The following is a 26,188-nucleotide window of genomic DNA, read 5'->3' as shown; positions in this document are numbered from 1 at the left end:
TTATACTTTTTTGACTTTATTCGAAAGTGTACCAATCGCCTTTACATAGACCTCTATCTCGTCTCCATCCTGTAAATACTTAGGAGGAGTAAAACCTGACCCGACCCCTGACGGCGTCCCTGTCGCAATGACGTCGCCAGGTCGAAGCGTCATTCCGCTGGATAATTGTTCGATCAGTTCGGCAATGCCGAAGATAAGGTCCGATGTGCTTCCGGACTGTCTTTTCTCTTTGTTTACATACGTTTCTAGTTTCCATTCCGAGGACTGATCGGAAGGACCGACAGTAACATATGGCCCAATCGGTCCGTACGTGTCCCCGCTTTTGCCAAGAAAAAACTGCTGATGTCGCTTTTGTACATCCCGGGCGGTAACATCATTGAACAGCGTATATCCAAACACATGCTCCATCGCTTGTTCTTTGGAAATCCGCCGGCCAGCCTTTCCAATAACTACAGCTATTTCCCCTTCGTAATCAAGAGCCTTTGTAAACGCTTCGTCCAACTCTATATCTTCCCCATCCGCAATCAGTGACGAAGAAGCTTTCGTGAAGACCAGAGGTGCTTCCGGAGCGTCTTTTTCACCCATCTCCGCAGCATGGTCTGCATAATTTTTTCCAATGCAGATAATGTTCTGCCCTTCCCGCTTTACCGGCGGAAGCACCTTTACGTTTTCAGCAGCGTACGTTTTGAATTGGTGGCGGTGCTCTGCATAATCCTGCCACCGCTCCACAAGCAGGGCATTTGCATTAACAGTTTCTTCAAGCCACTTTCTTAAATCGCCATCTTCCCCAATTTCCAAATCAACATACACGTCAAATTCCTCATCGTATCCCGCAAGAAACGACTGGCCATTTTGTTCTACCGCTGCAATCCTCATGATTATTTTCCTCCTTGAACATTATTGTGTCTGCTCAGCACTGATCGTTACTCCGTCGAGCTTTAGGGTCCCCCCGTCCAGCAGCCGGCTTTCGGCTTCTTTTGCAGAAGCCTGCCATTCCTGTTCATACGCTTCTTCAAACCTTACCCTGGAATGGTTAAAAAATATTCCGTTTCCGGCTATATACTGATCATACGATTCCAAAAAAGCCTCTTCCCCGGTTACCCGGACTCGAACAAGAACGTCACTTCCGTTCCATTGGTCGTTTTTATAATATCCAAAAGCGTATACGTTATCCAGCACCGCGTAAGAGCCCAGCGGGATAATGGCTTTTGTTTCCTGCGCCTGTTCCAGGCTGTCCGCGGTAATTAATTGTTCCCCCGGCTGCAGGCGGTCGGCAAAGCTGAAGCTCAAGTAAAAAAATAAACCTACCATAAAAACAGCGAGCAAGGGGGAAAGCATCCGTTCTATGCGTTTCGACCGGTTTGCGCCCGCCCGGTGCAGTGCATATGCAACCGCTCCTCCTATTACCAGTGTAACAATGGCGCATATGACGTAAAAAATCCAGGGGGTTATTGTCCAAATCATCGTCTAATCCTTTCTTCATGTCTTCGTTAAAAATTCCTTTCCTATCGTATCATATCCTCCCTCCCCATCAGAAACAGAAGCTTTTTCCCTCAGCCGTATATACGGGTTTATTTCTGAATGAAAGCGGTAATACAACTTTAAATACCTCAGGGGGGATTGTTGATGAACAAACTGCACACCTCACTGGCTGTCTGGGCACTTTTTTTATTTGTTATGGCCTTTGTTCTCCCTTTTGCGACAAACGGCACCAGTATTCTGGCTGATTTAATGCACAGCTATACGATCTATGGCTTCTTTTCCCTCGTACCAATCATTGTTTACGGAACTATCCTCTCCATTTGTTCAGACTGGATCACTAATCTTTTTTTCAAGCGTTTCCCCGAAGTCTCTCTCGTTCTGCATATTATTGGCGGTGCTTTTGTTTACGTTTTTTCCCAGCATTGGAACATTGCACTTATGGGGATTTTCGCTGCTGTTTTGTTCTTCACGCTTGATCAGCTGTTTGTACTCTGGCATCGAAGGTTTACCTTTATGGCAAACATTCCATTTGTTCTCAGCTTCAGCAGCGTCCTTCTAATGTTCATTGGCGCTTCCTTTCCCTGAAAAAATATAAATAAGCCCCGGGAACTTCAGCCCCGGGGCTTATTTGTTATGAAGGGTTCACCCGAAAAAGAGGCTGCCCGTATTCTACTAATTCTCCGTCTTCCACCAGGATCTCTGCAATTTCTCCACTGACTTCTGCTTCAAGCTCATTCATTAATTTCATCGCCTCTACGATACAAACGATGGTATTCGGCTTGATCGTTGCCCCTTTTTCTACATAAGCACCTGCTTCCGGTGAAGGTGAGCGGTAGAATGTGCCTACCATCGGGGAAGTAATTTCATGATAATTAGATTCATTGTTCTTTTCTTCGCTGCCTTCCGGCGCACTTTCTTTTTTCGTTTCTGCCGGCTGTGGGGACGGCTGGGCGACAGGTTGCGGCGCCGGTTCTACAGCTTGCTGTGCCACGGGCCTCATTGCTGATTCTTTACGTATAGTAACCTTTTCTTTCATGTCGTTTCGAATTTCCAGTTCTCCGACAGACGAGTCGTCCACCGCCTGAATGAGCTCTTTAATTTCTTCAATAGAATACATTAAGCTTCTCTCCTCTCAAAAATAAACACTTACACATGCGTTGAACTTAAGAAAAAGCGCTGATACTTTTGCTGCTGCCTCGCTTTTTCAGTAAGCACCGCATTCATTACCAGATCGCCAAATATGTTTGCGATGTCTTGAAGCGAATACAAACCGCTTGATTTGTACCACTTGTATGTCCAGTTCATCATTCCAAATATCGCCATCGAGGTAATCGGCACTGGAAGCTCCTTTCGAAACTCTCCTTCTTCAATACCCTTTTCGACCAATTGAAACATCGTATTCTTGTATTCATCCCGTTTAGCTTCAAGCCGCTTGAAATAATCTGCAGATAAATGCTTTCCTTCCTGGTAAAACACTGTTACGTGCGGGCGGTACACTTCAAACATGCGGACAAACGAGCGTATCACTTCATATAACCGCTCAGCCGGCGTATCATACCTGGACTGCACTTCATCGGCCTTTGTGAGCACGTAGGTGATAAACGATTCATGAATAGTATAGAGAAGTTCTTCTTTAGACGTGAAGTTGTGATAAAAACCGCCTTTAGATGTGTGGCTCTGTTTCACAATGCGATCGACGGTGACCGCATGGAAGCCAAATTCTTCAAACAGCTCTAAAGCTGCATCCGTAATTCGCTTTTTCGTCGATCTGGTCGCCATCGATCCTTCCGCCTTCCTATATGCTAGACACTGCTTTCTTCTTCCATAATAGAATAGGTGTCCAAAAAGTTTGTAGTAAAGTTTCCGGAAACAAAATCTTCGTGCTCTAAAAGCTTTAAGTGAAACGGGATCGTCGTATCTACTCCGTCGACGACAAATTCGCGCAGCGCCCGCTTCATCCGGGCAATCACTTCTTCTCTATTTTTCCCGCGGACAATAAGCTTAGCTACCATCGAATCATAATAAGGAGAAATTTTAAACCCGGTATACATTGAGCTGTCCACCCTTACTCCAAGGCCTCCCGGCGGCAGATACAGATCAAGCTTTCCGGGGGAAGGCCTGAAATTTTTGGCAGGGCTTTCCGCGTTGATTCTGCATTCCATCGCCCACCCCTCTATTTCAATTTCCTCCTGCTTTACCTGCAGCTCATGGCCGGCTGCTGCATAAATCTGTTCCTTGATTAGATCGACACCGGTCACTTCTTCTGTCACGGGATGCTCTACCTGAATCCTTGTATTCATTTCCATAAAATAAAACTTTTTATGGGCATCCAAAAGGAATTCCACTGTACCTGCCCCACAGTAGTCAACTGCTTTTGCAGCCTGAACGGCAGCCTCTCCCATCGCCTCTCTCGTTTCTTCATCAAGGGCCGGTGAAGGGGCTTCTTCTACAAGTTTTTGGTGACGCCTTTGAATCGAACAGTCCCGTTCTCCTAAATGGATAACGTTTCCGTGACTGTCTGCCATAACCTGAATTTCAATATGTCTCGGCTCCACGACCAGCTTTTCCATGTAAACACCGGCGTCTCCAAAAGAACTCTCTGCTTCCTGGCGGGCCATCTGGATGCATTTATCCAGGTCTGCAGCGGTCTGGGCTGCGCGCATTCCTTTGCCGCCACCGCCGGCAGTAGCCTTGATCATAACAGGATAACCGATATCTTCTGCCAGCGCATGAACGTCCGTATTTTCATCAATCAGTCCATTACTTCCTGGTACAACCGGCACGCCCGCTTCTCTCATTGTTTCTCTTGCCACGTCCTTTGTTCCCATACGCCGGATGGCTTCCGGGGAGGGACCGATAAACGTAATATCATGGTCTGCACAAATCTCGGCAAACTCTGCGTTTTCGGCTAAAAATCCGTAGCCTGGATGAACTGCTTCAGCTCCGGTTTTTAAAGCAGTAGAAATTAAATTAGTCATTTTTAAGTAGCTTTCCGAGGAAGCGTACGGCCCTACACAGTAAGCTTCATCCGCCATATGGACGTGCAGGGCATCTTTATCTGCTTCTGAATACACGGCCACGGTTTCGATTCCAAGCTCCTGGCAGGCTCTTATAATACGAACGGCGATCTCACCGCGGTTGGCTATTAATATTCGTTTAAACATACTTCGCGCCTCTCTTTCTGTAAACAACCAGCGGCTGATTCCTGCCCCCGCTGACAATCTATCTCGAAAACCCTTGATATGTAAGGATTTTTCATAATTATACTACCCTTCATTTTATTCCTTTTGTCAATTCTTCTCAACAATTTTTTTAAAACTTTTCTTTCCTTCCTGTTAAGCGTACATAAACCCAGCCATTTTGTCTGATATAATAGATGCTTAAAGAGAAAAGGAGTGGGTTCTGTTGACCAACACTGTAACTACATATGTTAGAGATGAATATTCTGTTTTAGCGGATGTTATCATGTGCGAACCCAGGCATATGGCCATTAAAGAAGTAATAAATGAAATGCAGAAGCAGCATGCTTCCGCCAATATCAATATAGAAAAAGCAATACTTCAGCATAACCAGCTCTCGGCTGTCATTCAGGAATTCGGGGCTTCTGTGCATTTTCTCCCTGCTTCCGCTTCTCTGCCCGAGCAGGTTTTCACCCGGGACATCGGATTTGTTATTGATGAGAAATTGATCGTATCAAATATGGGCGCCTCTATCCGTTTAGAAGAAACCAAAGCACTCGCAGACTGGTATGAGCGTCGTTACGGCTCGTGCTTCTATTTAAAAAAAGGCACCATCGAAGGCGGGGATGTTATGCTTTCAGATGATCTTCTTTTTATCGGCCAGAGCTCCCGAACGTCTGGCGAAGGACTTGAAGAACTCCAGCAAATGTGCCCCCATAAGCAGATTATACCGCTCCATTTCGACCATCGCCATCTTCACCTGGACTGTATTTTTAATATTGTGGCCAGTGCTACTGCTATTGTTTATGAACCTGCGTTTGAAGCAGACAGCCTGGCAGCAGTCAAACAACGTTTTAATATAATCTCTGTACCAGACGAAGAGCAGGCCCGGCTTGGCACCAATGTATTCTCCCTGGGCCGCCGCCACATTATATCGCTGCCGGAAAACATGCATGTTAACAAACAATTAAGGGAATACGGATTTATAGTTCATGAAGTGCCCTACGATGAAATCATCAAATCCGGGGGCTCTTTCAGATGTACTACTCTCCCCTTGCGGCGGGAAGAAAAAATTATTAATAAAGAAAGGAACGTGGAACAATGATCATGTCTGCAGAAGAGATTCAAAATGAGCTTAGCAATCTGCCCAACTGGAATAACGACGAAGACAGGGCCATTGTGCGTGAATATAAATTCTCCAATTATCTAGACGGCATTGAGTTTGTTAAAGAGGTCGCGGCACATGCAGAAAATGTTCAGCACCACCCAAAAATTACCGTGGACCACACCAATGTAACTATTTCTTTTACTACTGTAGATCAGGGCGGCGTCACCGAAAAGGATTTTAACGCAGCTAAAGAAGTAGAACGGCTTGCTGAAGATGTCCAATAGCGCTTAAATTCTTTTCTATATAATTCGTCTAAAAACAGCTGCCGAAGCTTTGAATCGGCAGCTGCTTTATTTTGCGAGGCTAAAGTCACTATTTACATGTATCTTTATACAGACTTTTATGCCTTTACATATGTAACAGAGATACTTATATTAATAATTTGTCTTAAATACAGATTCAATCGCTTGAGTATATTATGGACTCCCTGGATGCCGGGCTGGCAGAAATTTGCTTTCCGCCCCGTCTTGTCCAAGTTGAAATTACAGAGGATAATATCTATTACGATCCCCAAATGACCATTGATTTTTATTAACCGCCTCCAGCAGCGCGGAGTCAAAGTTGCGCTTAATGACTTTAGTGCGGGAAGTTCGCCGCTGCATTCCCTGCAGGATCTTCCTATTGACTTGGTAAACCTTGACCGCAGTTTTATCCTCCATATTCCTTCTGCTAATTTTGATATAACACTTCTAACCGGCATTTACCGTCTTAGAAGAGCTCGGGCTCGACGTTGTTACGGAGGGGGCTGAAAATGCCGAACAGCTGGAGTTTGTACAGCAGTACAGCACCTCTTCCTATGTCCGGGGATATTACTTCAGCCGTCCGGTACCAAAAGCAAAACTAATGGCTTTTATGCAGGAAAACAACAAAAAAATTCTTCATTTACCCATTAACAGGGGCAGCTGCCTTTTATGCAGCTGCCCCTGTTTCAATTAATAAGAATGCTTTTTTTCTACTGTGCCATCTTTTTTATAAATGACGGCTTCCGTGCCTTTCTTTTCTGCCACTTCTTTTGCACGTTCGATAGCGTCTGATTTGTTGTCGTAGACAATATCCGGTTTTTTCGCACTTTTCGCCCGGACAGCCCAGCCATCTTCATGCGGCTCCACCAGCTCGGCTTTTTCCATCAGCTCCGGGTCAGAACTGCTTTCCCCGTCGTCACGGGATTTAGGATCTTCTTCTTCCATGAATTCGGTTACTTCTTCTTTAGAAGCATTATTGTACCATTCTTTTGCCTGTTCGGTCGCTATTGGAATGGCCCGTCCTTCATCGTAGCCATCATCGAGCATGGAATTGGCTATATCAATTGCTTTTTTCTTCACAGGCTTGTCTAAATTCTTTAAGGATGAAGGGTAATCATTCATCGTCCAGGGCATGTTCTTTCCTCCTTGTTTTTTGAGTTACCTTTCTTTTCCCTCATTGGTTTTAAATAAAAACCAGCTTTTCTCTTTTAGAGGAGAGCAGAGCTTTAATTTTTTAGGATAATTTGTATGAGAAACTGTTTAGGGCACTGAAAAGCAGGGTACGAGAGAACTAGACATTATTATATAATCCACATGCCCTGGTGCTCTGCCATAAATCATGGTACCATTTATTAGGCTGTAGGATTAATCGCATTTATTGTAAGGAGGAATGGTGAATTATGGATATGATCGGTGGCATAGCTTTACTTATCATTGCGGTAGCTTTTGCAGTATTAGTTATTTTCTTAGCCCGCGTTTTAAGTAACCTCACTAAAACATTGAACGGGGTGAACGAAACAGTAGACAAGCTGCCTGACCAGCTTGACCAGGTAATGAATCAATCGGAGCTGATTTTACATAACAGCAACGAGACGATTCTGGATGTGAATGAAAAGCTCCATTCGTTGAGCCCGCTGTTTTATATTGTTGGAGATGCCGGGGAAGCTTCCAGAAAGCTCAGTTCAAGCCTTGTTGATATGACAGCAGGCATGAAGCGAAGCTCCACTGAAGGTAAAGGTAAAGTGAACGAGCAGGCTCTTGGCGGCCTTTACGGCACTCTTGCTTTAGGATACTACATGTACCAGAAGCGCCAGGCTATCAAGGACTGGAAAGAGGAGAATACAGGAAATGCATAAAAAAAGCCTATGGTCGGGAGTTGCTGCCGGATATGCTGTTTCGGTGCTTGCCAGTCTGCTCACTGCTCCGAAAAGCGGAAAAGAATACCGCCGCAAAGTATCTTCCGGAGCAGGAACCGTACAGCAGACACCCGCCCGGGTGAAAGGAAAAGCGAACGCCCGGGCCGAAAAGCTGTATGAATCCGGAAAAGTCCGGTACGAACTGCTGCACGGTAAACTCGATAATATCCGCCTGGAAGCCCGTATCAAAGGTGCATCAAGTATGCAGCACCAATCAATGCAAAAACCAGCTGATGAATAAAATCAGCTGGTTTTTCTTTTATTTTTTTATCCGTTTCCACCCTTTTTTCAAAGGCGGCAGAGAAAGCTCCCCGCGTTCAAATATGTTTTTTATAATAAACTCACTGTAATGCACTGCCTGCTGGTACGAAATTCTTCCCGGAAGCGGAGGCTGCATGTCCACTACGCAATCAATGACTACCGGCTTGGTGGCAAGCACAGCTTTTTGCAAAGCCTCATGCAGCTCCATTTTTGATCTTACTCTGTAGCCTTCACCACCGCACGCCTTGGCAAATTCCGCAAAATTAATATCACTGATATCTGTTTCCGTATCCAAGTGACCCATCTGCTGTTGCTCGTACTCAATCATTCCAATTTTTTCATTGTTAAATATGACACATATCATTGGAAGCCTGTACTTCACGGCAGTGGCAAAATCCTGCATGCCCATTGCGAAGCCCCCGTCCCCGGCAAGCATAACGGTCTGCCTTTCCGGCCAGGCCGCCTTAGCGGCGATTGCACCCGGAAGACCGCAGCCCATCGTAGCCATCCATCCAGAAATGACGAAATCCTGTTTTTTCAGCTTCAAATAACGAGTCGCCCATACGGTGACATTTCCAACATCTACAGACACTACCGCATTTTCCTCCAAAAACTGCTGCACTTCGTGAATTACCTGTGGCGGCTGCAGCGTGTCTGTTTCCTCGGTCATATCTTTTTCAAGCTCCTCCCACCACTCCTTCCTCTTTTCTTTATATTTTTTCATAAAGGCGGAAGCTTCCCGGCGTTCGAGGTTTTCCGTGTACCACTTCAGAGCCATACCAAGGTCAGAAACTAAACCAACCGTCACAGGATAGTATTTCCCTATCACTCTTGGGTCAATATCGATCTGAATCGCTTTCGTGTTTTTTGGCATAAAATCGCGGTAAGGAAAGGATGTTCCAGCCAATATCAGCAAATCCGCTTCCTGAACCGCTTCGTAGGACGGCGTTGTGCCAATCTGTCCGTTCTGTCCCAGGCTGTGCTCGTGCTCGTCAGGGACGATACTCTTTGCAAGCAGGGTGGATACCACCGGGGCCTGTATATGTTCAGCAAATGAAAGCAGTTCACTGACGCTTTCCCTAGCTCCCTTCCCGGCTAGAATTACCGGCCTCTGCGCCTCGTGCAGCAGTCGGGCGGCTTCCACCATATCTTCCTTCTGCGGCCAGATCTGCGGCCTGGCAAACGCACTAGAGGACATAGGGACTTCGCGCTTAATTTCTGCCGTGGAGATGTCGTCCGGGATAACGAGCACGGACACACCCTTCTCTGTATATGCAGTACGAATCGCCTGGTGCAGCATATCCGGAAGCTGCTCGGCACTTTGTACACGCTCGTTAAACACACTGACATCAGCAAACATTTGGTTCAGCTGGATTTCCTGAAAATTGTCTGTGCCTATGATCGAAGAGTCCACCTGACCGACCAAAGCAAGCACCGGCACTTTATCTCTTTTCGCGTCATACAAGCCGTTCAATAAATGAACACCACCGGGACCGGCAATGGAAGAGCAAACTCCCAGCCTTCCTGTGAGCTTCGCATAAGCTGCGGCGGCAAGAGCCCCGGTCTCTTCATGACGGATCTGGATGTATTCCAGGCCGTCTTTCTCCTTTCTCAGCTCTTCCATGAGCTCATTAATGGAATCCCCGGGCATTCCGTACAGATGGCTTACTCCCCATTCTTTAAGTATTTCCACCACTTTATTTCCTGCTGTTTGATTACCCATCGCACCCGTTCCTCCTGTTTTCACGAATTTTCACAATTCTTTACTTCTCTACCCCTCTTCTTATTTACTTCAAACCTCCTGGCGTTTTTTCCTGTCACTACTGAAAAAGCCTCTCCCATATTGGGAAAGGCTTAGCGGTTGTCTATCGGCTCAGGGTATAAATCATGCTGAAACAGCCGGTTTTCTGCAAGCTGTTCGTATTTGCTCCCCGCCCTGCCGTAGTTTACAAACGGGTCAATCGAAATACCGCCACGCGGAGTGAATTTGCCCCAGATCTCCAAATAACGAGGGTTCATTAAATGGACCAGATCGTTCACAATCGTATTTATGGAATCTTCATGGAAGCCTCCGTGGTTTCGAAAGCTGAACAAATACAACTTCAGCGATTTGCTTTCCACCATTTTTTCATCCGGAATATAGCTGATATACAGCGTGCCAAAATCTGGCTGTCCGGTTTTTGGACAGAGCGTGGTGAATTCCGGACAGTTAAATTTTACGAAATAGTCCCGATATGGGTGCGTATTTTCAAATGTTTCCAGCAGAGAAGGGTCGTACTCAAATGTATACGATGTTTTTTCACTGCCCAGCTGGTCTAATTGTTCAATGTCTTCTCTTTCCGGCATGCTTTTTTCCTCCTTATACTCCCTGTTTGTTTCCCCAGAGCAGTGTATGCAGCTGCGGCAGGACCCGCACTCCATTTAAACGCTCTTCCTGCAGCACTTTTTCTGTAAGCCATTCGTATTTCGCAAGCAGGTGATCTCTTAATTTCTCCACCTGCGGCGTTGCGGTGTCGTCATTTCCCACCTGCAGATACATTGTTACGTCAGGATAACGCTCATGCACGTCTATCGCATATTTCAAATCGTTTTCATCAAAAACGACGACCTTCAGGCTGAGGGCTTTATCCCTGCGCGGCTGCAGTTCTTCCATATAACGGTCCAGCCTGGGCCAGTCCGTTTTCATCAGCGAACTCGGCGGCTTCGGAGAAACTGTTACTTCGTCAATTTCCTTTACCCATTCGTTCCAGATAGACCCCTGCGTCTCAATCGCCGTCTCAATTCCATGCTGCTGCAAAAGCTCCACAAGATCTCCGAGCCCGGGGTGCATGGCTGGATTGCCTCCAGAGATGGTGACGTGATTAAAGGCTTCTCCTCCGGTTTCTTTTAATTTATCATAAATGGCTTCTGCACTCATCGCTGCTGCTTTTTGCGATCCGTCCCACGTAAAGGCAGAATCACACCAGGAGCACCGGTAGTCACAGCCGCCAGTGCGAACAAACATCGTTTTCCGTCCGATAACCATGCCTTCCCCCTGAATTGTCGGTCCGAATATTTCCAGTACCGGTGTTGCTTTCATTTAGGAAAAGTCCCCCTCTTTGGGCCGAAACACAGCATAGCTTGTCGGAGTCTCCCTGACGAGCACCTGCAGGCATTTCGGTTTATTGGACGTTTCATCGAGCTTCTGCTGGACTGTTTTCCAGATTACCTGGGCCACCACCTCTGTCGTCGGATAAGCGGCTTCAGTTTCTTCACTGGCAAACTCTGGATGGTCGTTCAGCATCGTATGGTCGTAGCGCTTATGGATCCATTTTTTTAATACAGTAAAATCAATTAAAAATCCGTTCTGGTTCAATTCATCACCGGCCACCGTCACATTGATCGTATAAGTGTGCCCATGCACCCGGCGGCACTTCCCCGCTTCTTCAGACGGGATATAGTGCGCCGCACTTAAATGCATATCTTTATTTAATTCATACCGGTAGTTGTGCGGCCACTGTGGGTAATACGAATAGATCATAATCCTTCCCTTTCTTTTTGTTCCAAGTATTGCTCATACCCGGCACGACGCAGATTACAGGCTGGGCATTCCCCGCACCCGTCTCCTGGTATGCCGTGATAGCAGGTGAGCGTTTCATCTTTTATATATTTAAGCCTACCGAGACGGTCGGCAAGCTCCCAGGTCTCTTTTTTATCGAGCCACATTAACGGTGTATGCAGCACAAACTCTTTGCCTATCGCCAGGTTTAACGATACATTCAGTGATTTCACAAACACATCCCGGCAGTCCGGGTATCCGCTGTAATCGGTCTCGCATACACCTGTAACGATATGTTTTGCCTTTTTCTGCGAGGCAAGAATCGTTGCAAAAGAAAAGAATAACAGGTTCCGGCCTTCTACAAATGTAGAAGGAAGCTCTCCGTCTTCCCCTGCCTCCACTTCAATATCATCCCGTGTTAATGCATTCGGCGCCAGCTGACTTAAAAGTCCCATATCCAGCACATGATGCTCAATATTAATATCCTCAGCAATCCGCTTTGCTACTTCTATCTCTTCATCGTGCCGCTGTCCATAAGAAAAAGTTACGGCAATAACTTCTTCAAATTGCTCTAATGCCCAGAACAAACAGGTCGTGCTGTCCTGGCCTCCACTAAAGACAACGACCGCCTTTTCATTTTGAAAACCCAATTGTTATTCCTTCTTTCCACCAAGACATTTCACAGCGTTCCTATTATAACATCTTTTTGCGTACGTGCCTCTGCTCACGCTTACCTCGAAAAAACCCGTGAACAGTAAAGGTCACGAGTCTTTTGAATCGTTATTTTTCATTTCACGTATGTACGTTTCTGACCATAATGTTATTCATTTTCCTGGTCTAAAAAAGCGTGGCTTCCCATCGCATTCCGCTGTCCCTGGTATTTACCTGTATAAGGCACTCCTGCTTTTTGGTCCATTTCAGCAAATACGAGCTGGGCGAGCCGTCTTCCGGACGTTAAACGAATGGGAAGGCGATTGGCGTTGTAAAGCTCGAGTGTAATCTCTCCTTCAAATCCTGGATCTACCCATCCAGCATTTTGAATAAAGAGCCCCATTCGCCCGATCGAGCTTCTCCCCTCCACAAAAGCTGTAATATGCTGGGGGAGCCTGATATATTCTTTTGTAGTCGCAAGCAGAAACGAATGCGGAGGTATAATCACCTGGTCGCTTTCAAATTCTACATATTTGGCGGCCTGGTCCAGCTGAATCGACTCAATAGCGTTTTCGTCGATTTTTAAAAAGTGCGTGCCCAGACGAATGTCTACCGATGCCGGCTGGATTTGATGGTCTTCTAACGGATCGATACTGAGAGCGCCCTGGCCCATCATCGAGCGGATTGTTTGGTCGGAAAGTATCACCAGCTCTGCCTCCTTCGCATTTCTTTCTTTCCCAGTATAAAGAACAATGAAGAAAAACGCCAACACCGCAAAGCAAGGGAAAATTTTTCTTTTTATTATTTCACAAAAAAGCACCCTCCAGGCGGAGCCAGAAGGGTGTTAATGCCGTGTTATACAAATTCGAGTTCCAGCTTGTATCCTTGTTCAAACAATACTTTTCCGTCCTTGTATTCATCCATCAATTCTTTATAGGCCTCTGTCCATTCGTTAAAAGCCTTCTTGTCATGCATATCCAGGGAGTCATCAATTTTGCGCAGAAGCCGCTCTCTGTTAAATTCAAACACAGCGTACTCCATCATCATTTGAGCATATAGAGATTGAAGAATCTGCCTTGAAGGTCTTCTTCCATTCTGAATTGGCTTTACTTTTTTCATAAAATGCTGTTCATGAGTTGGATGTAACATATTCGTCGAACCCCCTGTTCTTATTGCAGCGCCCGCTGGGCACTGATCTTTTTTAAAGCGGGCGACGCGCGCATGGCCTCCCAATGCCTCTCTATTGATTGCCAATAATTTGTGTGTACTGCACTATACCCACCTTTAATGCCAATAAAACTAATCGTCTGACAACTTCATGGAAAATAAAAACGAATTGTATCCGCTTACATAATCCCATTATAGACCATTATTCATAAAAATTCGAGTTATACAATTGAAAAAATTATTGTACAGCCAAAAAATTTCATTGAAAAAAGGGAACACACATTCGTATAATGAATATAACTACGTATCGGAAGGAGGGGGCAGGAATGGTTGTTACAGAAAAGGAGCATATTGTTATCCACTATGCTGTTCTACTCCCGATTGTAAAGAAAGTACTGGCGCTTGACACCGAGGCGCTTAAATCTTCTGGTTTTCGCCTGCAGGAGCCCTATGAGCGCTTGCTTCACCAGGCTTTCGATGCTCTTCAGCACGACCTCTGCCAACTTCGCCTTTACATGAATAGAAAGAACATACACATTACCTTTGATCGAAACGATGGTATCTTTACGCATTACGTGTATTATCTTGACGGCGGCTCGGGCCGCACCTCCCATTTAAATGCCAATTTAAAAAAACAGACAGAGCGCTGTCTACATCTTTATTTTGCCGGCCGCTCCGCTTTAACCAATGACGAAGTGCTGCATCCGGCTTCCGTTTGACAAATCAGGCCTGCGGCGGTACATTAACGATACAATCTCAGGAAGAAAACCCGCAGTTTCGCAAAAGGAGAAAGCCGTGTGAAAAAACAATTTGCCATTATCGGACTCGGCCGGTTCGGTGTCAGCGTCAGTACAGAATTGTATAAGCTTGGACATGACGTACTGGCCATTGATAATAATGAAGAAAAACTCGATGATATTACTAATCATTCTACGTACAGCGCCGTCGCTGACGGCACAGATGAAAAAGAATTAAGAAACCTGGGCATTACAAACTTTGACCATGTCATCGTTGCTATTGGTGATGATCTTCAGGCAAGTATTTTGTGCACTCTTTTACTGAAGGAAATGGACATTCCCTCGGTTTGGGTAAAGGCGCAGAATTTTCACCACCATAAAGTTCTCGATAAAATCGGAGCAGATAAAATCATTCATCCGGAGCATGATATGGGTAACCGTATTGCCCAGCACCTCGTTTCTGACCGGGTGATTGACTATATTGAACTTTCAGCAGAATATTCTATTATAGAAATTACCGCTCCAGCATCTATGCATAAAAAAACGCTGGCCCAGCTCGATATTCGTGCTAAATACGGCGTCACCGTTCTAGGCATCCGCCGCGGCAAAGATGTTAATATCTCTCCGACGGCCCAGGACCGTCTCTACAGAGAAGATATACTCATTGCCATCGGACATAATAATGATCTCCGGCGGTTTGAAGAGACCAACTAACCTTTTGACCATACAAAGAAGCAGCAGTACCCGTACCAACGGGGCTGCTGCTTTATTATGTATAATTAATTCCTGGATGATTAACGAAGTCACCGTGACCGGGGCAAGCACGATGATACTTTTTCTAAGAAAAAGAAATCGGCGGCTGATTCTTTGCCGTGGAAGCTGCAAACAGACCATGAAGCATTTCCTTATTCACTGTGATATCTTTAACCGTGTACTTATCAAGCACTGCTAAATAAGCTTTCAGAGCCTCTCCCAAAACACCCTGGAGCCGGCATCTTCCTGCTAAAATACATTGATTCGTTTCCGGATCAAAGCATTCCACCAGCGTCAGGTTATCTTCTGTCTGCCTTACAAGCCAGCCAACGTTAATTTCTTCCGGTTCTTTAGCTAAACGAATTCCTCCGTTCCGCCCTTTCACCGTATGAATAACGCCAAGCTTCGACAACTCATGCCCGACTTTTGTCAGATGGTTGTATGAAATAGAGTATGCTGTCGATATTTGTTTAATGCTGTGCAGGGACTCGTCTTCATCATGAGCAGCCAAATACATTACCATCCGTAATGCATAATCCGTATAGGTTGTTAACTGCAAAGCCCTCGCTCCTTTTCATCCAGGATAGTGTTAGTTTAACACACCCCGTAAATGTTAATCTAATTAACTGCCCACAAAAAAAGAAGAGACAGCGTCTCCTCTTTTTTGTGTGGTTTTTGCAGAAAAATGGAGCCTCAAATGCTCTGAATGAGCGATGATGCCACCGTAAAATAAATAAGCAGACTGATAATATCAGTGAGTGTTGTAATGAATGGGCCTGAAGCAATGGCCGGGTCCAGTTTCAGCTTGTTAATCACAAGCGGTACAAGTGTCCCGATAACACTGGCGACTCCAAGCGAAATCATAATGGAAAAACCGACAATAACTCCTATCAGAGGCTCCCCGTAAAAAAGATACAATAAGATCGTAATTACAATACCAGAGGCAACCCCAATCATAATTCCCGTGGAAAACTCCCGGCTTATAGTCCGCCACAGCCCTTTTCGCTCAATATTTCCAGTTGCAAGCGCCCGCACGGATACAGCAAGCGATTGTGTACCTGTGTTTCCCGCTGACCCCATAATCATTGGGATAAATGCCGCAAGCAGAACGACGCTTTCAAGTGTGCTTTCAAACCAACCGATTACCTGGGCTGTAAACAGCCCTAAAAACATCAGTAGAATAATCCAGGGTGCCCGGAGCCTAGCTGCTTTAAAAGCGTTGACACTTACATCCGTAGAGCCACGAGAACCTGAGATTTCTCCGATGTCCTCGGACGCTTCTTCTGCAAGCACATCGAGTGCGTCATCTACCGTTACGATTCCCACAAGCCGGCCTTCATTATCAATAACAGGCGTAGCCAGAAAATCATATTTTTGTATCAGCTGGGCGACCTCTTCCTGGTCATCCTCTACGTGAACGGAAACGACCCGGCTGCTCATTACTTCGGCCACGGTGCGGTCTGAATCCGCTACAATCAAATCACGGATCGATGCAACCCCGGCAAGTTTATCCTGTGCATCAACTACATACAGATAATAGATCATTTCTGCATCCGGCCCTTCCCGCCGAAGATGCTCGATTACTGCCTCAATCGTGTCCGCTGCTTTGATAGAGACAAATTCTTTTGTCATGATGGCCCCGGCTGTTTTATCTTCGTAGGCCAGCAGTTCCCGTACGTCGTTGGCGCCCTCTTGATCCATTGCCTGCAGAATATGAGTCATCTGCCTTGGCTCGAGCTCTCCTAAAAAGTCAGCAACATCATCTGCATACATATTATTGTACACTTCGGCAGCGTACTGATCGTTCAACTGCAATGCTACTTCTTTTTGTACTTCAGGTTCAAAGCTGTCAAACACTTCGGCAAATTCTTCCGGAGACAAAAATTCGTAGACAACCGCCCGCTCTTCATCAAGCTCCAAAAAGACTTCTGCCTGGTCCGCAGGATGCAGATCCAGAAATAATTCCCGAAACGTTTCCATGCGCTCCTGCTGCAATGATTCTGCTATCAGCCCCACGAATTCTTCCCGTGCTTGTTCATTTAATTTCTCCATCCTTTTCCTCCTCTCCAGGCCGAAACAGGCAACCGCGGTTATTCTTTCTGCCGACTGCTCTCTTTCCACTGTTTCAAACAAAAAACGCCTTCCACCGTTGGGAAGACGTGCATAATCAGCCAATCACCATATATGCCCGTTCTGTTCCCCTTCGTCGAGCTTTAGCACTGCACAGCGTAGGAATGTATCATCCAGCTTCATTAAAAAACACCTTAATTCGATGAATTCTGTTGACCCATTGGCGTCTTTAGACATTTTTGGGCAGAAGCTTCTATCTATGCAGGAGCCTCACCTAACGAGATTATAACTAGCAGTAACGTTGAATATAACGCTGCTCTCTTTTTTTGTCAACGCAGGGAGCATTCTTTTCTACTGAACATATTCCCTTTCCTGTCGATATAAAAAGAGAGATTTTGACTTTTAAAGACAGGACGTCCAATGATGCGAAACGTATATTTGTTTTTTATAATCACATTCCTATTCACATGCTTCTTATCCCTCGGCGGCCTTTTTTACTATTATTACACTATAACTGCTGGACAAAAAGAGAAAATAACAACGGAGCCCTTGCACGAAGAAGCTTCTACAATTTCTGGCCCGCAGACCATTCTGGTGGCAGGCACAGACAAAGAAGAAACAGCCTCCCGCGCAGATGTCATTATGATTGTCTCTATTCATCCTGATAATGAATCCACTCTGTTATTTAACATTCCAAGAGATACTAAAGTTTACATTCCGGGCAGGGAAGGCACGGATAAAATAAATCATGCCTACAGTTATGGAGGAATGCCTTTATTGAAAAAAACATCTGAAGAATTTCTGGACACCTCCATTGATTTTACAGTCGAAGCAGATATGGAGGGTTTTCGGGAAATTGTCGATGCGTACGACGGGGTCACCATCCAAAATGACTTAACCTTTACTAAAGATGAAGGAAAGCCTTTTACTTATACAGAGGGAGAGCTTCATTTAAATGGGGATCAGGCCCTTTATTATGTCCGTATGCGTAAGCAGGATCCAAAAGGGGATTTGGGACGAAACATTCGTCAACAGCAGGTGCTCGAAGCACTGCTTGAAAAAGCAAAAAGCCCGGCTACTCTGCAAAAAGCGGAAGAACTGCTTTACGCCCTCGGTGACCACATACAAACGGATATGACGTTCCAGGATATCCGCAGCTTTTCTTATCACTACACCCCTGCCCTCTCCCGGATCCAGACGACTGAAATCCAGGGCAGCGCTGCTGAGCAAAACGGTGTAAGCTATTATCTTGTTTCTTCCGAAGAACAAATGAAAACGCAGCTTCGCCTTGAACGGCACCAAACAGGTAACAGCTATTAATTCTTCCAGCCACTAGCTTAGGAGTTTGGTTTCTCCCTGGCCTCACTTCGTTTCCAAATCAGAAAAGAGACCGCGTTGTATCCTGCATGGGCAGCCGCAGCCCCCCACAGCGTTCCCTGCCATAAAAGCAGGCCGCCAAGCAGGAGCCCCAGGACAAAAATCCAGGCGTGGATCAGCTGTTGGCCGGCATATTGCGGCACGTGCACCAGCATAAAAATAAAAGCGGAAACACCTAACGCAAGAAAATCCGGCAGTATAAGCACCAGTGTGCCAAGCACCGCTGCCCGAAACAACATTTCTTCTGATACCGCTGCTCCTGCTGTCACAGCCCAAAAGCTTCCACGGCGGCGAATCAGCTCCTTTAAGAGATCAGTATATGTATTGTCCGGCACGGCAAACCATTGTTTTTCGTGTGCCCACCAGGCGAAAAATCCCGCCGCTATTCCTGTGCAGAGCCCGGTAAAGCTATCGGAAACAGCTGAATTGAAAGGAAATAAACCGCTTATATATCTCAAAGCCTCCCCCTGAAATACAGCAGCAACAACGCCAACACCAACTGCAAACAGCAGCAAAAAATTCAACCATAGAGCACGGCCGGAGATCCGGGACCCTGAACTATTCATCATAGCTGCTTCCTCCTATGATTGTTATATAAAAACAGCCGGCGAGCTTAGCCGGCTGTTTATCTGTTTCTTATAGTTCGTTGAGTGCTGCAATAATTTCTTTATCGCCACTGATTAAATCAAATTTCTTGCGGATAGTGCCCGGCGTATCCAGAGAAGCTGCGATTACTTTCGCTACATCCGCACGTGGAATTTCGCCCTTTTCATTTAGTTTTTGCTTTAACTCTACTGTGCCGCTAGGATCATCGTTTGTAAGCATCCCCGGCCGTACAATAGTATAATCAAGACCGCTTTCTTCAAGGTAGTCATCCGCCACTCGTTTAGCAATAAAGTAATGGCGCATTTTTTCCGGGCCGTTCTCTGGTTCGTCTGTATTCATTGAACTTACCTGGATGAAGCGTTTCACTCCGTGGGCTTTGGCTGCTTCTACGGACTTTCTCGAACCCCACAAGTCGATAATGGTAGTTTTATCAGGGCCAGTATGCCCGCCTGAACCCGCTGCGAAGACAGCTGCATCCTTACCGGCAAATGCGTCGGAGATATCCCCTTCCAAATCACGGACTGCTGTCTCGTCCGCGCCCAGGCTCTTTAGCTCTTCAGATTGTTCTTCCTTTCTAATTAACGCCGTCACATGGTGTTCCGTTTTTTTCAGTTCCTCCACCAGATGACGTGCAATTTTTCCGTTCGCTCCAATTACCAATACATTCATTGCAAGACCTCCTTCGATTAACATTCCATGGTGATATTCCCATAACCTTCACAAAATAAACACAAGCCTCCCCCCTTTCGCTTCGGACCGTCAATATATACGGTGAAGGAGGTGAGACACATGGCTCAGCTAACAAGAACTAATCTTTCATTTGAGTTTTATCTAGGCCCCGGTGAAGACGGAAGCGGCGAATACAAACGAAAAACATTCCGCAATATAACCCCTGAAATTTCAGATGATGATCTGCAGGAAATTGCGAATGGTATTGCTGCTCTTCAGTCCCACGTCGTACAAAGCCTCGAGCGCAACAACGAGTACAGTATGCAGGTCCCGGTGTAAAAGCCCGGAATAATTTTAACCGCAGGAGGTGAAAATGATGAGCAAGCAATTACAGCTTCGTTTTGAAAGCGATTATGGCAAAGCTACTACCCTTTCCATTGAGGATCCAGCAGAACCTGTTGATGAAACAGCAGTAGAAGCATTAATGGATAGCATTATTGCTAAGGAAGCCTTTTTCACAAGTGATGGCATTGTTACTAAAAAAGTGTATGCAAGAGTCGTGGAACGAAATGTGAACACTGTCTGGGAAACCAATTAACCCGCTTCCCTCAGCCTCTCGGGCTGGGGGATTCTTTATAAAGGAGGATTTTTCGTGGAGGAATGGATAAAGTTAGCCGGAGACCAGGGAGCCGCTGTAATGCTAGCCTTTTTTCTCGTTTACCGGATGGAGCGTAAACTGGATACACTTATCTGGACCGTGCAGAGGCAGAATGAACAGCTCTTTTCCTTTTCCGGGAGACCCGGGGCACTAAAGAATTCTACACACGCCAAAAAACCATAAACAAAAGCCAGCCGTGATCCGGCTGGCTTTTATTGATTTTTGTGATGAGCGAAAAAGTAATTTTTTGAATGATAGCGTACGCTCATTACAATTCCTAAAATAAACATTGTCCCGACAAGCGAGCTTCCTCCGTAGCTGAGAAGCGGCAGCGTAAAGCCAGTAACAGGCAGAAGGCCAAGGCTTTGACCAATATTTTGAAATATCTGGAAAGCAAACAGCCCAATCACGCCTGCGCAGATGTACTTGCCATAAGCGTTATGTGAACGCATGCTAATCAAAAGGATCTGGTACAGTAGCACAAAATAAAGGGTAATAACCATCGCGCCGCCCAGAAAGCCATGCACTGAACCAATAACTGCAAAGATAAAGTCCGTATGGGCTTCCGGAATATAAACCTGGGTTCCGTCATTGCCAAACAACCTTCCAGAGCCGATAGCCGTCAGTGCTCTTGCTGTTTGAAAACCAGCATCCTGATTTTCAAACGGATTCAGCCACCCCTGAATTCTGCTTACCTGGTAAGGGTCCATATTAGAAAATACAAACCGCTCCATCAAATTGGGAAACTGAAAAAATGAAACGACAAATCCAAGTATTGCTAAAAGCGGCCCTCCGATAGCTACTACCAATATTTTATAGGAAATGCCTGAAACGACTAAGAGAGAAACGAAAATAGCACCTACGAGCATGACGCTCCCCATATCCGGCTGTGTCGCCAAAAGCAGAACCACCGGAAGTGTCGGCAAAAACATTTTCCCTATAAGTATAAAGTCAGAGCGCATATTTTTGCTTCCACTGTACTCTGTATGGTGATTGTAAATAATAGCGCTGAGCGTCAAAATCAGGAAAATCCTCATGAATTCCGCTGGTTGAAACTGGCCGAGGCCCGGTATGATATACCATGATTTCGCTCCATTGATTACCGGGGCGATACTTGACGGAGCGACCAGCAGCCCTGCCAAAAGAGCCAGCCCCACAGCGTATAAAAACCAGTGCAGTACCAAGTAATACTCAAAATCAAAATGTAGAACTACCATCATAATCGCAAAAGCCAGCACGAAAAAAATAATCTGCTGAATCATAAAATTACCTTCATACTGTTCAAGCTGCTGTGCCTGAAAAATGTAGAAACAGCTGACTACTGAAAATAAAAACAATACGAACATCATATTGATATCATACTGTTTTTCTTCGGTCGATTGATGTAAACTCATGGAAGCATGTCCCCATTATATAAAATTTCGGACGCACGGCGTCGCTGTTAACATCATACCTTGTTCTACCTGCGGCGTACAGTCCTGTGAATATTTTTACCGTTCTCCTTCTTCGGTTTTTGCGCTTCCCTATAAGAAACAGGGCTGTTTTCCTCATCGTAAAGGAGAACAGCCCTTTGAATCAAACAGACGCCGTATCCAACGACTCGGCTACTGCATAGACATTTAATAGAGTGAACACGCGGTTTTCTTTCTTAACTACATTCTTTAAATACATTTGTTCTTCTTTCGACATTGCCTGAGGCGGCGCTCCGATTTCACTTTCAAATATATCCATCACGTCGTTCGCCGCATCCACAATAAGGCCGGCATGGTTGCCTTCAAAAGCTAAAATTAAAATTCTCGTTTCTTCCGTATATGAGACTTCTTCGTAGGAAAGCTTTTTTCGAAGATCAATGATTGGAATGATAACACCCCGTAAATTAATTACCCCGCGTACGCTTTTTTCTGCATTCGGTATACGAGTGAAATTCTGCATTCGTTCGATCGACTGGACATAACTTACTTCAACCCCGTATTCTTCGGCCTCCAGCCGGAATATAATGACTTTTTTCACGGCGTTTTCTTCTGTCATACTATCTTTTCCTCCTTACAATAGAGCATTCGTATCTACAATTAATGCTACATTGCCGTCACCAAGGATCGTTGCTCCGGATATGGCGCGCACGTCCCTGAGGTAATGGCCAAGCGATTTCAGTACGACATCCTGCTGGCTAATAAAGCTGTCGACGACCAGAGCGGCCATTTTTTCCCCTTTATGAACCACTACTACAGAATAATTTTCCCGATCCCACTCCCGTGCCACTGGAACTTCAAACACATCCTCCAAAAACATCACCGGGATAATGTTTCCGCGAAAATCAATCATTTTCCGCTTGTGCACATAAAATATGCTGTCGCTCTTAATACTTGCCGTTTCTACAATCGAAGTCAGCGGCAGCCCGTAATGCTCTTGTCCTACATCCACAAGCATTACATCAATAATTGAAAGAGTCAGCGGAAGCTGAATACTGAATTTCGTCCCCTTCCCTTTCTCGGAATGCACACTGATTACACCGCCGAGCGACTCAAACGTGTTTTTCACAACATCCAGGCCTACACCGCGCCCCGATAAATCAGTCACTTTATCGACAGTGCTGAATCCTGCTGAAAAAATAAACTGATGAATATCGTAATCCGTCAGGGCGTCCGCATCTTCTGCAGCTATTACTTCGTTTTCCACTGCTTTTTTCAATACACGCTCCCGGTCAATCCCGCCGCCATCATCCTCAATTTCAATATACACATGATTCCCGCTGTGATAGGCACGAAGCTCTACGTGTCCCTCTTCCGGCTTGCCGTTCTGCCTTCTTTTTTCGGGCATCTCAATTCCATGGTCGATCGAATTTCGTATAAGGTGAACGAGTGGGTCCCCGATTTCATCAATAATAGAACGATCGAGTTCTGTTTCTGCCCCGATGACTTCAAGTTCAATCTGCTTGCCAAGGTCTCTAGACAGGCTCCGCACCATTTTCGGAAAACGGCTGAACACTTGGTCTACCGGCACCATTCGCATATGTAAAATAATTTCCTGCAGGCTTCCGGTCGTCCGGGACATTCTTTCGACTGTCTCTGTCAACTCACTGCTTCGTATTTCTTCGGATATACGCTCGAGGCGCCCGCGGTCAATAACCAGCTCTTCAAAGAGGTTCATCAGCTTATCCAGCCGGTCGATGTTAACCCGGATCGTTTTGTTGGTATCAGCACGCTTCCGTTCTGGAGCACTGGTTTCTTTCTCAACTGGAACCGTTGGCTTTTCGGAACTTTCCCGGTTCTCCGTTTTACTCCCTAGTTCAATTTCCTCTGCCAGCACTTCTCCAATTTCGGAAATAGAAGCTATCCGGCTGACCACTTCTTCTTTTGCAGCGGCGGTCACTACTGCTACAGTAAATTCGTTATCAAACCGTTCTGCTTCAATATCTGAAGCTTCCGGCACAGATTTAATAACATAGCCGTCTGCTTCAAGAGCTTCAAACACCATATAGGCACGTGCTGCTTTTAGCATGGCATGCTCCTCAAGTACGACTTGAATTGTATATGCCTGCATTCCGCTATCCACCGACTGGGCGATTACTGCCTGGTCGTATTCGTTCCAATCCATGGCAAGACTCTTTGTTTTTTCTGTTTTCAAAGCTGTCTCAGATTGAGTGCTTTTGCCAAGAAGCTTTGCCGTAATGGCCTTTATATCTTTTTTTCCATCACCACCCGAAGCGATATTTTCTACAATTTCTTCAGCTATATCTGCTGCTTCAAGCAATACATCCATCGTTTCTGCATCTGCAAGTCTTGTTTTTTCACGCATTTGGTCAAGAACATTTTCGAGGGCGTGCGTCACATTCGTCAAATCATCGTACCCCATTGTCCCGGCCATGCCTTTCATCGTGTGGGCTGAACGAAAAATTTCCCCTATAATCGTTTCATCCTTCGGTTGCTTTTCAAGTTCCAACAAGTGGACGTTAATCGCCTGAATGTGCTCCTGGCTTTCTTCAATAAACATATCCAAATATTCTGTATGGCTCATGCCTGTACCTCCGCCTTTTGAACTCAATACTAATCAATGGTGAGCTGTAACATCATCTTCTCTTTTTATATCGACAGCCCGGAGCAGGTATTTGAGATAAGAGCAGAGTAAAATTTTTCTTTCAGGGATTCGGGCGGCCTTGCGGCTTCAGGAAAGCATAAAAGCCCCCGCTATATGTGACGGAGGCTTCTTCATGCTTTTCATGTTAATTTAAATCAAAATGTTGGCCATTCACTTCATAAACCACCCACTCTGCCAGGTTGGTTGTATGATCCGCAAACCGCTCGATATAGCGGCCGATAAAAGATAGCTGGGTAATATCTTCCAGCAGTACTTCATCGGCTTTCTGCCGAAGCTGCTTCTGTATAAATGATTTGTATTTACTGTCCACATGATCATCTAAAGAAGCAACACGTTGGGCGTGCATCAATTCCTGATTCTCATATGCCTCCATGGCCTGGTCAAACATTTGCTTGGCAATTTCCGCCATATCAGTTAACTGGTCAGTATCATTCCGGCTTCTATTTTCACTTAGTCTGGCTGAGCCTTTGGCAATATCTACTGCAATATCCCCCATTCGTTCAAGATCACCAGCCATTTTTAAAGCCACAATGCATCTTCGAAGATCAGTAGCCACCGGCTGCTGCTTGGCAATGGTGAGCATTGCAGCATCCATGATTTTCAACTCCATGGAATTGATGTTTTTATCGTCTGCAACAATATTTTGGGTAAGTGATTGATTGTCATTGATTTTTAGGGCGAGCAGGGATTGCTCGAAAGCATACTTCACGTATTTTCCCATAGCGAGCACCTCTTGTTTTAAATACGTCAAATCCTGCTCGTACGACTTTCGAACGCCCATTATATAACCTCTTTCTTCCGGATCAGCCGAATCTGCCGGAAATATAATCTTCGGTTTCCTTTTTTTCCGGTGAGGAAAAGATTTTATCTGTTTGATCATGTTCTACAATGACGCCATTTAAGAAGAAAGCTGTACTGTCCGAAATCCGGGCGGCCTGCTGCATATTATGGGTAACAATAACAATGGTGTAGTCTTTTTTAAGCTCCTGGACCAGTTCTTCTATTTTCAGCGTGGAAATCGGGTCCAATGCTGAGGTAGGCTCATCCATTAAAATAATATCAGGCTCGATTGCGAGGCAGCGGGCGATACATAGACGCTGCTGCTGGCCGCCGGAAAGGCCGAAAGCATTTTCTTTCAGCCGGTCCTTCGTCTCATCCCAGATGGCTGCTTTTTTTAAGCTTCTTTCTACGATTTCATCAAGCGTTTTTTTATCTTTAATGCCATGAATTTTCGGGCCATACGTGACGTTGTCGTAGATTGATTTTGGAAACGGGTTCGGGTTTTGAAACACCATACCTACCTTAGTCCGTAAATATTCTACACTAAAATTCTTTGCAAAAATCTCATTTTCCCGATATTTGATAGAGCCGTTTGTTTTCACAATCGGGTTCATTTCGGTCATTCGGTTTAATGTTTTAATAAATGTCGATTTTCCACAGCCTGAAGGACCAATAATAGCTGTCACAGATTTTTCCGGGATTTTCATTGAAATGTCCTGCAGCGCATGGTTATCAGCGTACCAAAGATTCAACTGCTCAACATTGTAGGCAAGCGGTGCTTTTTCCTCGGCATTAATACTATTATCCTCTACTGAACGGTTTTCATGCTTGGTTTGCAT

The 26,188-nt window shown here is 45.4% G+C and carries 34 protein-coding genes and 1 riboswitch; of the genes, 12 read left to right on the top strand and 22 right to left on the bottom strand.

Annotated elements, in window-relative coordinates:
• Both B5066_RS10465 and B5066_RS10460 read right to left on the bottom strand, forming a co-directional pair.
• Positions 1-876: a fumarylacetoacetate hydrolase family protein gene (locus B5066_RS10465; RefSeq protein ID WP_079475870.1), complete on the bottom strand. Its 876-nt coding sequence runs from the start codon at positions 874-876 to the stop codon at positions 1-3.
• A 21-nt stretch (positions 877-897) separates the two neighbouring features.
• Entirely contained in the window at positions 898-1,464 is a 567-nt protein-coding gene (locus B5066_RS10460) for a hypothetical protein (RefSeq protein ID WP_079475869.1), read from the bottom strand.
• A 162-nt stretch (positions 1,465-1,626) separates the two neighbouring features.
• On the opposite strand from B5066_RS10460, the gene B5066_RS10455 reads away from it, so the two are divergent.
• The gene (locus B5066_RS10455) at positions 1,627-2,067 is read left to right on the top strand and encodes a hypothetical protein (protein ID WP_079475868.1); all 441 of its coding nucleotides are present in this window, start codon (positions 1,627-1,629) and stop codon (positions 2,065-2,067) included.
• A gap of 46 nt (positions 2,068-2,113) precedes the next feature.
• Here B5066_RS10455 and accB read toward each other — a convergent pair whose 3' ends face one another.
• From accB to accC, 3 genes are read right to left on the bottom strand one after another with little or no spacing between them, the layout of a single operon-like run.
• Positions 2,114-2,599: an acetyl-CoA carboxylase biotin carboxyl carrier protein gene (gene accB, locus B5066_RS10450; protein ID WP_079475867.1), complete on the bottom strand. Its 486-nt coding sequence runs from the start codon at positions 2,597-2,599 to the stop codon at positions 2,114-2,116.
• A 29-nt stretch (positions 2,600-2,628) separates the two neighbouring features.
• Positions 2,629-3,261 (bottom strand): TetR/AcrR family transcriptional regulator, encoded by a 633-nt coding sequence (locus B5066_RS10445; RefSeq protein WP_079475866.1) that lies wholly within the window; start codon positions 3,259-3,261, stop codon positions 2,629-2,631.
• 23 nt (positions 3,262-3,284) lie between these two features.
• Positions 3,285-4,646, bottom strand: a complete 1,362-nt coding sequence (accC, locus tag B5066_RS10440) for an acetyl-CoA carboxylase biotin carboxylase subunit (protein WP_079475865.1) — start codon at positions 4,644-4,646, stop codon at positions 3,285-3,287.
• Between the two features lie 241 nt (positions 4,647-4,887).
• Between accC and B5066_RS10435 the strand changes: the two genes are divergently transcribed.
• The 3 genes from B5066_RS10435 (at position 4,888) to B5066_RS17095 (ending at position 6,578) form a co-directional block, all read left to right on the top strand.
• A complete protein-coding gene (locus B5066_RS10435; RefSeq protein ID WP_079475864.1) occupies positions 4,888-5,766 on the top strand; it encodes a dimethylarginine dimethylaminohydrolase family protein in 879 nt (292 codons plus the stop codon).
• On the top strand, positions 5,763-6,053 hold the full coding sequence (locus B5066_RS10430; protein ID WP_079475863.1) for a 4a-hydroxytetrahydrobiopterin dehydratase: 291 nt from the start codon (positions 5,763-5,765) through the stop codon (positions 6,051-6,053). The genes B5066_RS10435 and B5066_RS10430 overlap by 4 nt, the downstream gene beginning before the upstream one ends.
• A 297-nt stretch (positions 6,054-6,350) precedes the next feature.
• Positions 6,351-6,578 carry an EAL domain-containing protein gene (locus B5066_RS17095; RefSeq protein ID WP_079475862.1) on the top strand — a complete coding sequence of 76 codons (228 nt, stop codon included), beginning with the start codon at positions 6,351-6,353 and terminating at the stop codon, positions 6,576-6,578.
• Between the two features lie 183 nt (positions 6,579-6,761).
• On the opposite strand, the gene B5066_RS10420 is transcribed toward B5066_RS17095, so the two are convergent.
• On the bottom strand, positions 6,762-7,205 hold the full coding sequence (locus tag B5066_RS10420) for a DUF2188 domain-containing protein (RefSeq protein WP_079475861.1): 444 nt from the start codon (positions 7,203-7,205) through the stop codon (positions 6,762-6,764).
• 266 nt (positions 7,206-7,471) lie between these two features.
• Between B5066_RS10420 and B5066_RS10415 the strand changes: the two genes are divergently transcribed.
• Both B5066_RS10415 and B5066_RS10410 read left to right on the top strand, forming a co-directional pair.
• Positions 7,472-7,927 carry a DUF948 domain-containing protein gene (locus tag B5066_RS10415; RefSeq protein ID WP_079475860.1) on the top strand — a complete coding sequence of 152 codons (456 nt, stop codon included), beginning with the start codon at positions 7,472-7,474 and terminating at the stop codon, positions 7,925-7,927.
• On the top strand, positions 7,920-8,228 hold the full coding sequence (locus B5066_RS10410) for a YtxH domain-containing protein (RefSeq protein WP_079475859.1): 309 nt from the start codon (positions 7,920-7,922) through the stop codon (positions 8,226-8,228). Before B5066_RS10415 ends, B5066_RS10410 begins: the two co-directional genes overlap by 8 nt.
• Before the next feature lie 18 nt (positions 8,229-8,246).
• On the opposite strand, the gene B5066_RS10405 is transcribed toward B5066_RS10410, so the two are convergent.
• From B5066_RS10405 to B5066_RS10375, 7 genes are all read right to left on the bottom strand, one after another.
• Positions 8,247-9,971 carry a pyruvate oxidase gene (locus B5066_RS10405; protein ID WP_079475858.1) on the bottom strand — a complete coding sequence of 575 codons (1,725 nt, stop codon included), beginning with the start codon at positions 9,969-9,971 and terminating at the stop codon, positions 8,247-8,249.
• A 131-nt stretch (positions 9,972-10,102) separates the two neighbouring features.
• Positions 10,103-10,594, bottom strand: a complete 492-nt coding sequence (gene queF / locus B5066_RS10400) for a preQ(1) synthase (protein WP_079475857.1) — start codon at positions 10,592-10,594, stop codon at positions 10,103-10,105.
• Between the two features lie 13 nt (positions 10,595-10,607).
• On the bottom strand, positions 10,608-11,327 hold the full coding sequence (gene queE, locus B5066_RS10395) for a 7-carboxy-7-deazaguanine synthase QueE (protein ID WP_079475856.1): 720 nt from the start codon (positions 11,325-11,327) through the stop codon (positions 10,608-10,610).
• On the bottom strand, positions 11,328-11,768 hold the full coding sequence (queD, locus tag B5066_RS10390; protein WP_079475855.1) for a 6-carboxytetrahydropterin synthase QueD: 441 nt from the start codon (positions 11,766-11,768) through the stop codon (positions 11,328-11,330).
• The gene (gene queC / locus B5066_RS10385; protein ID WP_079475854.1) at positions 11,765-12,436 is read right to left on the bottom strand and encodes a 7-cyano-7-deazaguanine synthase QueC; all 672 of its coding nucleotides are present in this window, start codon (positions 12,434-12,436) and stop codon (positions 11,765-11,767) included. The genes queD and queC overlap by 4 nt, the downstream gene beginning before the upstream one ends.
• 170 nt (positions 12,437-12,606) lie before the next feature.
• Positions 12,607-13,143: a dCTP deaminase gene (gene dcd / locus B5066_RS10380; protein ID WP_079475853.1), complete on the bottom strand. Its 537-nt coding sequence runs from the start codon at positions 13,141-13,143 to the stop codon at positions 12,607-12,609.
• Positions 13,144-13,292: 149 nt separating this feature from the next.
• Positions 13,293-13,586, bottom strand: coding sequence for an IDEAL domain-containing protein (locus tag B5066_RS10375; protein ID WP_079475852.1), 294 nt, complete (start codon positions 13,584-13,586; stop codon positions 13,293-13,295).
• Positions 13,587-13,930: 344 nt separating this feature from the next.
• Between B5066_RS10375 and B5066_RS10370 the strand changes: the two genes are divergently transcribed.
• Positions 13,931-14,323 (top strand): YhjD family protein, encoded by a 393-nt coding sequence (locus B5066_RS10370; protein ID WP_079475851.1) that lies wholly within the window; start codon positions 13,931-13,933, stop codon positions 14,321-14,323.
• 78 nt (positions 14,324-14,401) lie between these two features.
• The gene (locus B5066_RS10365) at positions 14,402-15,055 is read left to right on the top strand and encodes a potassium channel family protein (protein ID WP_079475850.1); all 654 of its coding nucleotides are present in this window, start codon (positions 14,402-14,404) and stop codon (positions 15,053-15,055) included.
• Between the two features lie 124 nt (positions 15,056-15,179).
• On the opposite strand, the gene B5066_RS10360 is transcribed toward B5066_RS10365, so the two are convergent.
• Together B5066_RS10360 and mgtE are read right to left on the bottom strand one after the other, a co-directional pair.
• Complete coding sequence (locus tag B5066_RS10360) at positions 15,180-15,653, bottom strand: RrF2 family transcriptional regulator (RefSeq protein WP_079475849.1); 474 nt, start codon at positions 15,651-15,653, stop codon at positions 15,180-15,182.
• Positions 15,654-15,787: 134 nt separating this feature from the next.
• The gene (gene mgtE / locus B5066_RS10355; RefSeq protein ID WP_079475848.1) at positions 15,788-17,146 is read right to left on the bottom strand and encodes a magnesium transporter; all 1,359 of its coding nucleotides are present in this window, start codon (positions 17,144-17,146) and stop codon (positions 15,788-15,790) included.
• A gap of 139 nt (positions 17,147-17,285) precedes the next feature.
• A riboswitch (M-box (ykoK) riboswitch) is annotated at positions 17,286-17,453 on the bottom strand.
• A gap of 134 nt (positions 17,454-17,587) precedes the next feature.
• On the opposite strand from mgtE, the gene B5066_RS10350 reads away from it, so the two are divergent.
• Entirely contained in the window at positions 17,588-18,484 is an 897-nt protein-coding gene (locus B5066_RS10350; protein ID WP_179124087.1) for an LCP family protein, read from the top strand.
• Between the two features lie 17 nt (positions 18,485-18,501).
• On the opposite strand, the gene B5066_RS10345 is transcribed toward B5066_RS10350, so the two are convergent.
• Positions 18,502-19,110, bottom strand: a complete 609-nt coding sequence (locus B5066_RS10345) for a CPBP family glutamic-type intramembrane protease (protein WP_079475846.1) — start codon at positions 19,108-19,110, stop codon at positions 18,502-18,504.
• Positions 19,111-19,177: 67 nt separating this feature from the next.
• Entirely contained in the window at positions 19,178-19,816 is a 639-nt protein-coding gene (locus tag B5066_RS10340) for an SDR family oxidoreductase (RefSeq protein WP_079475845.1), read from the bottom strand.
• A gap of 120 nt (positions 19,817-19,936) precedes the next feature.
• Here B5066_RS10340 and B5066_RS10335 point away from each other — a divergent pair, with 120 nt between their 5' ends.
• From B5066_RS10335 to B5066_RS16745, 3 genes are read left to right on the top strand one after another with little or no spacing between them, the layout of a single operon-like run.
• The gene (locus tag B5066_RS10335) at positions 19,937-20,155 is read left to right on the top strand and encodes a DUF1659 domain-containing protein (protein ID WP_079475844.1); all 219 of its coding nucleotides are present in this window, start codon (positions 19,937-19,939) and stop codon (positions 20,153-20,155) included.
• Positions 20,156-20,192: 37 nt separating this feature from the next.
• Entirely contained in the window at positions 20,193-20,414 is a 222-nt protein-coding gene (locus B5066_RS10330; protein ID WP_079475843.1) for a DUF2922 domain-containing protein, read from the top strand.
• Positions 20,415-20,468: 54 nt separating this feature from the next.
• Positions 20,469-20,657: a hypothetical protein gene (locus B5066_RS16745; protein WP_079475842.1), complete on the top strand. Its 189-nt coding sequence runs from the start codon at positions 20,469-20,471 to the stop codon at positions 20,655-20,657.
• 29 nt (positions 20,658-20,686) lie between these two features.
• Here the strand turns inward: B5066_RS16745 and B5066_RS10320 are convergent, their stop codons facing one another.
• From B5066_RS10320 to pstB, 5 genes are all read right to left on the bottom strand, one after another.
• The gene (locus tag B5066_RS10320) at positions 20,687-21,868 is read right to left on the bottom strand and encodes an FtsW/RodA/SpoVE family cell cycle protein (RefSeq protein WP_079475841.1); all 1,182 of its coding nucleotides are present in this window, start codon (positions 21,866-21,868) and stop codon (positions 20,687-20,689) included.
• A 181-nt stretch (positions 21,869-22,049) separates the two neighbouring features.
• The gene (locus B5066_RS10315; RefSeq protein WP_079475840.1) at positions 22,050-22,502 is read right to left on the bottom strand and encodes a chemotaxis protein CheW; all 453 of its coding nucleotides are present in this window, start codon (positions 22,500-22,502) and stop codon (positions 22,050-22,052) included.
• A gap of 15 nt (positions 22,503-22,517) precedes the next feature.
• Positions 22,518-24,488: a chemotaxis protein CheA gene (locus B5066_RS10310; RefSeq protein WP_079475839.1), complete on the bottom strand. Its 1,971-nt coding sequence runs from the start codon at positions 24,486-24,488 to the stop codon at positions 22,518-22,520.
• A gap of 205 nt (positions 24,489-24,693) precedes the next feature.
• The gene (gene phoU, locus B5066_RS10305; RefSeq protein WP_158219146.1) at positions 24,694-25,350 is read right to left on the bottom strand and encodes a phosphate signaling complex protein PhoU; all 657 of its coding nucleotides are present in this window, start codon (positions 25,348-25,350) and stop codon (positions 24,694-24,696) included.
• A 22-nt stretch (positions 25,351-25,372) separates the two neighbouring features.
• A complete protein-coding gene (gene pstB, locus B5066_RS10300) occupies positions 25,373-26,188 on the bottom strand; it encodes a phosphate ABC transporter ATP-binding protein PstB (protein WP_079475837.1) in 816 nt (271 codons plus the stop codon).

The organism is Marinococcus halophilus, assembly GCF_900166605.1.
In the GTDB taxonomy this organism is placed as follows: domain Bacteria; phylum Bacillota; class Bacilli; order Bacillales; family Marinococcaceae; genus Marinococcus; species Marinococcus halophilus.
Note: the sequence above shows the minus strand (reverse complement) of the source record. Positions and strands in the feature narration are given on the sequence as shown.

Coding starts and splice junctions, on each gene's coding strand:
- B5066_RS10465 (WP_079475870.1), bottom strand. CDS start 876: ATGAGGATTGCAGCGGTAGAACAAAATGGCCAGTCGTTTCTTGCGGGA.
- B5066_RS10460 (WP_079475869.1), bottom strand. CDS start 1,464: ATGATTTGGACAATAACCCCCTGGATTTTTTACGTCATATGCGCCATT.
- B5066_RS10455 (WP_079475868.1), top strand. CDS start 1,627: ATGAACAAACTGCACACCTCACTGGCTGTCTGGGCACTTTTTTTATTT.
- accB (WP_079475867.1), bottom strand. CDS start 2,599: ATGTATTCTATTGAAGAAATTAAAGAGCTCATTCAGGCGGTGGACGAC.
- B5066_RS10445 (WP_079475866.1), bottom strand. CDS start 3,261: ATGGCGACCAGATCGACGAAAAAGCGAATTACGGATGCAGCTTTAGAG.
- accC (WP_079475865.1), bottom strand. CDS start 4,646: ATGTTTAAACGAATATTAATAGCCAACCGCGGTGAGATCGCCGTTCGT.
- B5066_RS10430 (WP_079475863.1), top strand. CDS start 5,763: ATGATCATGTCTGCAGAAGAGATTCAAAATGAGCTTAGCAATCTGCCC.
- B5066_RS10420 (WP_079475861.1), bottom strand. CDS start 7,205: ATGCCCTGGACGATGAATGATTACCCTTCATCCTTAAAGAATTTAGAC.
- B5066_RS10415 (WP_079475860.1), top strand. CDS start 7,472: ATGGATATGATCGGTGGCATAGCTTTACTTATCATTGCGGTAGCTTTT.
- B5066_RS10410 (WP_079475859.1), top strand. CDS start 7,920: ATGCATAAAAAAAGCCTATGGTCGGGAGTTGCTGCCGGATATGCTGTT.
- B5066_RS10405 (WP_079475858.1), bottom strand. CDS start 9,971: ATGGGTAATCAAACAGCAGGAAATAAAGTGGTGGAAATACTTAAAGAA.
- queF (WP_079475857.1), bottom strand. CDS start 10,594: ATGCCGGAAAGAGAAGACATTGAACAATTAGACCAGCTGGGCAGTGAA.
- queE (WP_079475856.1), bottom strand. CDS start 11,327: ATGAAAGCAACACCGGTACTGGAAATATTCGGACCGACAATTCAGGGG.
- queD (WP_079475855.1), bottom strand. CDS start 11,768: ATGATCTATTCGTATTACCCACAGTGGCCGCACAACTACCGGTATGAA.
- B5066_RS10375 (WP_079475852.1), bottom strand. CDS start 13,586: ATGTTACATCCAACTCATGAACAGCATTTTATGAAAAAAGTAAAGCCA.
- B5066_RS10370 (WP_079475851.1), top strand. CDS start 13,931: ATGGTTGTTACAGAAAAGGAGCATATTGTTATCCACTATGCTGTTCTA.
- mgtE (WP_079475848.1), bottom strand. CDS start 17,146: ATGGAGAAATTAAATGAACAAGCACGGGAAGAATTCGTGGGGCTGATA.
- B5066_RS10350 (WP_179124087.1), top strand. CDS start 17,588: ATGCGAAACGTATATTTGTTTTTTATAATCACATTCCTATTCACATGC.
- B5066_RS10345 (WP_079475846.1), bottom strand. CDS start 19,110: ATGATGAATAGTTCAGGGTCCCGGATCTCCGGCCGTGCTCTATGGTTG.
- B5066_RS10340 (WP_079475845.1), bottom strand. CDS start 19,816: ATGAATGTATTGGTAATTGGAGCGAACGGAAAAATTGCACGTCATCTG.
- B5066_RS10335 (WP_079475844.1), top strand. CDS start 19,937: ATGGCTCAGCTAACAAGAACTAATCTTTCATTTGAGTTTTATCTAGGC.
- B5066_RS10330 (WP_079475843.1), top strand. CDS start 20,193: ATGAGCAAGCAATTACAGCTTCGTTTTGAAAGCGATTATGGCAAAGCT.
- B5066_RS10320 (WP_079475841.1), bottom strand. CDS start 21,868: ATGAGTTTACATCAATCGACCGAAGAAAAACAGTATGATATCAATATG.
- B5066_RS10315 (WP_079475840.1), bottom strand. CDS start 22,502: ATGACAGAAGAAAACGCCGTGAAAAAAGTCATTATATTCCGGCTGGAG.
- B5066_RS10310 (WP_079475839.1), bottom strand. CDS start 24,488: ATGAGCCATACAGAATATTTGGATATGTTTATTGAAGAAAGCCAGGAG.
- phoU (WP_158219146.1), bottom strand. CDS start 25,350: ATGGGCGTTCGAAAGTCGTACGAGCAGGATTTGACGTATTTAAAACAA.
- pstB (WP_079475837.1), bottom strand. CDS start 26,188: ATGCAAACCAAGCATGAAAACCGTTCAGTAGAGGATAATAGTATTAAT.